4 protein-coding genes are annotated in these 4634 nt (G+C 68.3%); 2 read left to right on the top strand and 2 right to left on the bottom strand.

Features of this window, described 5'->3' with window-relative positions; translation table 11 throughout:
- Positions 1 to 6 precede the first annotated feature (6 nt).
- Together K1T34_RS15865 and K1T34_RS15870 are read left to right on the top strand one after the other, a co-directional pair.
- Positions 7 to 1470: a cytosine permease gene (locus K1T34_RS15865; RefSeq protein WP_220245031.1), complete on the top strand. Its 1464-nt coding sequence runs from the start codon at positions 7 to 9 to the stop codon at positions 1468 to 1470.
- A complete protein-coding gene (locus tag K1T34_RS15870; protein WP_220245032.1) occupies positions 1467 to 1997 on the top strand; it encodes a cysteine hydrolase family protein in 531 nt (176 codons plus the stop codon). Before K1T34_RS15865 ends, K1T34_RS15870 begins: the two co-directional genes overlap by 4 nt.
- A 55-nt stretch (positions 1998 to 2052) precedes the next feature.
- Here the strand turns inward: K1T34_RS15870 and K1T34_RS15875 are convergent, their stop codons facing one another.
- A complete protein-coding gene (locus tag K1T34_RS15875; protein WP_255638536.1) occupies positions 2053 to 3495 on the bottom strand; it encodes an amino acid permease in 1443 nt (480 codons plus the stop codon).
- A 217-nt stretch (positions 3496 to 3712) separates the two neighbouring features.
- Complete coding sequence (locus K1T34_RS15880) at positions 3713 to 4615, bottom strand: SDR family oxidoreductase (protein WP_220245033.1); 903 nt, start codon at positions 4613 to 4615, stop codon at positions 3713 to 3715.
- Positions 4616 to 4634: the final 19 nt, after the last annotated feature.

Raw genomic sequence — 4634 nt, forward strand, 5'->3', positions numbered from 1 at the left:
GGCACCATGGCCAGGACCGAACAACAGGCACCGGAAACAAGCACCCGGCTCAAGGTCGAGACACACGGCATCAACGTGATCGGCGACGCCGAGCGCCGGGGCCGGCCAAGGGATCTGTTCTGGCCGTGGTTCGGCGCCAACGTGTCGATCCTGGGGCTCAGCTACGGCTCGTTCGCGCTCGGGTTCGGGATCTCGTTCTGGCAGGCGACGATCGCCGGCGTGATAGGGATCGTGTTCTCGTTCCTGCTTTGCGGCTTCATCGCGGTGGCGGGCAAACGCGGCTCCGCGCCGACGATGACGCTCTCGCGCGCGGCGTTCGGCGTGCGCGGCAACCACCTGCCGTCGGCGATCTCGTGGATCCTCACCGTCGGCTGGGAGACGGTGCTGACCGCGCTCGCGACCATGGCCACCGCGACGGTGTTCGAGCGGCTCGGCTGGGGCGGCGGCGGCACGACGAAGGTGATCGCGCTGATCGTGGTCGCCGGGCTCACCGTGCTCAGCGGCGTGATGGGCTTCGACCTGATCATGCGGCTGCAGCCGATCATCACGTGGATCACCGGCGTGCTGACCGTGGTCTACGTGATCCTGGTGGCCGGCCACGTGCACTGGTCGGCGGTGAGCGCGGTGCCCGCCGGCTCGGCGCAGGAGTTCATCGGCGCGCTCGTGTTCCTGATGACGGGCTTCGGGCTCGGCTGGGTCAACGCGGCGGCCGACTACTCGCGCTACCTGCCGCGCTCGTCGTCCGGACGCGGCGTGATCGGCTGGACGACGTTCGGCGCGTCGGTGGCGCCGCTCGTGCTGCTGGTGTTCGGACTGCTGCTGGCAGGTTCGTCGCCGGAACTGAACTCGAGCATCGCGGCGGACCCGATCGGCGCGCTGACCACGATCCTGCCACTGTGGTTCCTGGTGCCGTTCGCGATCGTCGCCGTGCTCGGCCTGGTGGGCGGCGCCGTGCTGGACATCTACTCCTCAGGCCTGTCGCTGCTGTCCGCGGGCCTGCGGATCCCGCGCTACGTCGCGGCGCTGATCGACGGCGTGATCATGATCGCCGGCACCGTCTACATCGTCTTCTTCGGCGGCACTTTCCTCGGCCAGTTCCAGGGTTTCCTCACCACGCTCGGCGTACCCGTGGCCGCGTGGTGCGGCGTGATGCTCGCGGACGTGCTGCTGCGCCGCCGCGACTACGCCGAAGCCGACCTCTACGACCGCCGCGGCCGTTACGGCGACGTGCGCTTCGGGCCCATCACCCTGATCGTCGTCGCGACGGCCGTCGGCTGGGGTCTGGTCACCAACGCGTCGGCGAGCTGGCTGCACTGGCAGGGTTACCTGCTGGCGCCGTTCGGCCTCGGCGGCCGCGAGGGATCGTGGGCGTTCGCCAACCTCGGCGTGCTGGTGGCACTGGCGCTCGGTTTCGTGGTGACGCTGCTGGTCAGCCGCTCGCGCGTGCGCGCGCAGGAGGCCGCCGCATGAAGCCGCTGCTGGGGGTGATCGACCTGCAGAACATCTTCGGCGACCCGTCGAGCGGCTGGTTCACTCCGGGGTTCGCGTCGATCCTGCCTCAGGTGCGGCGGCTGGTGGACGCGTTCGGGCCGCGGGTGGCGTTCACGCGATTCCTGGCTCCGGAGAAGCCGACTGGGGCATGGGTGAAGTACTACGAACAGTGGCCGTTCGCCTTGCAGCCAACGGATTCGCGGGCGTACGCGGTGGTCGACGAGTTCCCCGTTAAGTCCACTGTGGACGCTTACACCTTCGGCAAGTGGACGCCCGAGATGGCCGACCTGGTCGGCGACGGCGGTCTCGTGCTCGCCGGCGTCTCCACGGACTGCTGCGTCCTCTCCACCGCCCTGGCCGCCGCCGACGCGGGCGTCCCGGTGACCGTGGTGTCCGACGCGTGCGCGGGAGTGTCGGACGAAAGCCACGCGCAGACGCTGACGATCCTGCGGCTGTACGGCCCGTTGGTCGAGGTCAGGACGACGGACGAGGTGCTGGCCCACTGAAACTGGGCCTCCGGCGGAGAAAACCGCGCCGGAGGCCCAGGAGATCAAGGCAAACCTACGTCAGCTCATCCTGCCGCTCTGCCGCGATCCGGCGGACGCGGCCACGGACACCGAGCCAGCCGGCGACCAGAACCAACGCCAGCACAGGAATGCTGTAGATCAGAATCCGCCCGGTCGTGCCGCCCCACCAGCTCATCGTGAGAACCAGCAGGAGGAACGCCAGCGTCACGTAGTTCGTATACGGCGCCCCAGGCAGGCGATACGAAGGCCGGGACATCTCTCCGCGCGCGGCCTTGCGAGTCATCGCCAGGTGACAGATCACGATCATCGACCACATGCCGATGATGCCCAGCGCCGAGAACTCCAGCGCGACCTCGAAGGCCTCCCCCGGCACCACCAAATTGAGCACCACGCCGAGCACGTACACCGCCGCGGTCAGGAGCACGCCGCCGAAGGGGACGCCGCTCTTGCTCATCTTCGAGGTGAACTTCGGGGCCGAGCCGGCGATCGAGAGCGACCGCAGGATGCGCCCGGTGGAGTACAGGCCGGAGTTCACGCTGGACAGCGCCGCGGTCAGCACGATGACGTCCATGATGCCGCCGGCCGCGGGGATGCCGAGCTTGGAGAAGAACGTGACGAACGGGCTCTCCCCGCTCTTGTAGGCCGTCCACGGCAGCACCATCACCAGCAGCAGCACCGAACCCACGTAGAAGATGCCGATGCGCCAGGCGACGGAGTTGACGGCCTTCGGGATGACCTTGCGCGGGTTGGCGGTTTCGCCGGCGGTCACGCCGACCATCTCGACACCGGAGTACGCGAACACGACACCCTGCAGGATCAGCAACGCGGGCAGCACGCCGGTCGGGAACACGCCGCCATTGCTGGTGATCAGGCTCGGGCCGGTCACCACGCCGTCGACGGGCGTCCGGCTGATCAGCACGAAGATCGCCACGACCATGAACACCACGAGCGCGAGGACCTTGATGGCGGCGAACCAGAACTCGAGTTCGCCGAACAGCTTCACCGAGACCATGTTCACCGCGAGGATCGCGAACAACGCGATGAGCGCGGGAATCCATTGCTGCAGGTCCGGCCAGAAGAACTGCGTGTACTTGGCCACCGCGGTCACGTCGGCGACGCCCGCCGTGGCCCAGTTCAGGAAGTACATCCAGCCCGCGAAGAACGCGGCTTTCTCGCCGAGGAATTCACGCGAATAGGACACAAAGGATCCGGAAGACGGCCGGTGCATCACCAGTTCGCCCATCGCGCGGACCACGAAGAACGCGATGATCCCGGCGACCGCGTAGACGACGGCCAGCGCCGGACCGGTGCTGTGCAGGCGCGAGCCGGCGCCCAGGAACAGGCCGGTCCCGATGGCGCCACCGATGGCGATCATCTGGACCTGACGGTTCTTCAGTCCTTTGTGGTACCCGGCTTCCTCGTGCTTGAACGAGGTTTCCGGCGGCTCGGCGACCGCCGTCTGATCCGAGGGCGACATGTGATTCCCCTGTTCTGACAACAAAGTGCGTGTCGTGACGCAGGGTCGGCCGACCACTGTGTCGTGCCAGATCATGATGTGGTCGGACCGCATCCGGCCGCAACGGGAGCGGCGATAACTTAGGGTTGATTTGAGCTGCGAACCTCAAGCCATTCTCAAATGTGCCCGATAATGCCGAAATTCACGGACTCCCGTACCGGAAAACGCGAAACGCGTTTCAAGCCCAGCTGTCCGGCTGCGAGCCATCGACATCGGTGAAGCCGTACTCACGCGCCAGCTCCGCCGAGCTCACCGACCGCTGGTTCCACCGCGCGCGCTCCGGGTCCGCGGCCAGCGCCGCCACCGCGCGGCCCACGTAGCGCGGCGACTCGGACTGCGCGAAGGGCGGCGGGGCGGTCGGAAGGCCGTCCGGGCGCCCGGAATCCAGCGCGGCGCGCCAGTTTTCCTCCGTGACGCCGTAGTTGTCGAGCATCATCTCCGAACGCAGCCAGCCCGGCGTGATCGCGACGGCCGTGCCGCCGTGCGCCGCGAGCTCGTGGCCCTGCGAGAACGCGAGACGGTTCACCGAGGCCTTCGCGAGGTCGTAGAACACGGAGATCCGGTACTGGGAAGCGTTGTACTCCAGCGTGCCGTCGGTGACCTCGACGAGGAGCCCGCCGCGTTGCGAAACGAGCAGCGGCAACAGGTAGTGCGAGGTCACGAGGTGCGTTTCCACGCCAAGGCGCAGGATCCGCAGGCCGTCGTCGAGGTCGTGCTCCCAGATCGGCGTGTTCCAGTCGGCCGGGCCGCCCTTGAGCCGCTCGGCGCCCCAGATGTCGTTGACCAGCACGTCGAGCCGGCCGTGTTCACGGCGCACGCGCTCGGCCAGCACGCGCACCTGCTCGTGGTCGAGGTGGTCGACCTGCCTGGGCACGCCGGTGCCGCCGAGGCTGGTGACGAGCGCGGCCGTCTCCTCGATCGTCTCGGGGCGGTCGTAGTCGGAGTGGCCGTCGCGTTCCCAGCTGCTGCGGCCGGTGCAGATCACCGTCGCGCCGGCCTCGCCGAGGGCCGCCGCGATGCCGCGCCCGGCGCCGCGGGTCGCGCCGGCCACCAGGACTACCCGGTTCCGGAGATCAGCCATCACACCGAGTGTGACACGG

It is taken from the genome of Amycolatopsis sp. DSM 110486 (assembly GCF_019468465.1).
Taxonomy (GTDB): Bacteria; Actinomycetota; Actinomycetes; order Mycobacteriales; family Pseudonocardiaceae; genus Amycolatopsis.

Excerpts from the sequence above, each read along its gene's own strand:
- K1T34_RS15865 (WP_220245031.1), top strand. The coding sequence starts at position 7 with ATGGCCAGGACCGAACAACAGGCACCGGAAACAAGCACCCGGCTCAAG.
- K1T34_RS15870 (WP_220245032.1), top strand. The coding sequence starts at position 1,467 with ATGAAGCCGCTGCTGGGGGTGATCGACCTGCAGAACATCTTCGGCGAC.
- K1T34_RS15875 (WP_255638536.1), bottom strand. The coding sequence starts at position 3,495 with ATGTCGCCCTCGGATCAGACGGCGGTCGCCGAGCCGCCGGAAACCTCG.
- K1T34_RS15880 (WP_220245033.1), bottom strand. The coding sequence starts at position 4,615 with ATGGCTGATCTCCGGAACCGGGTAGTCCTGGTGGCCGGCGCGACCCGC.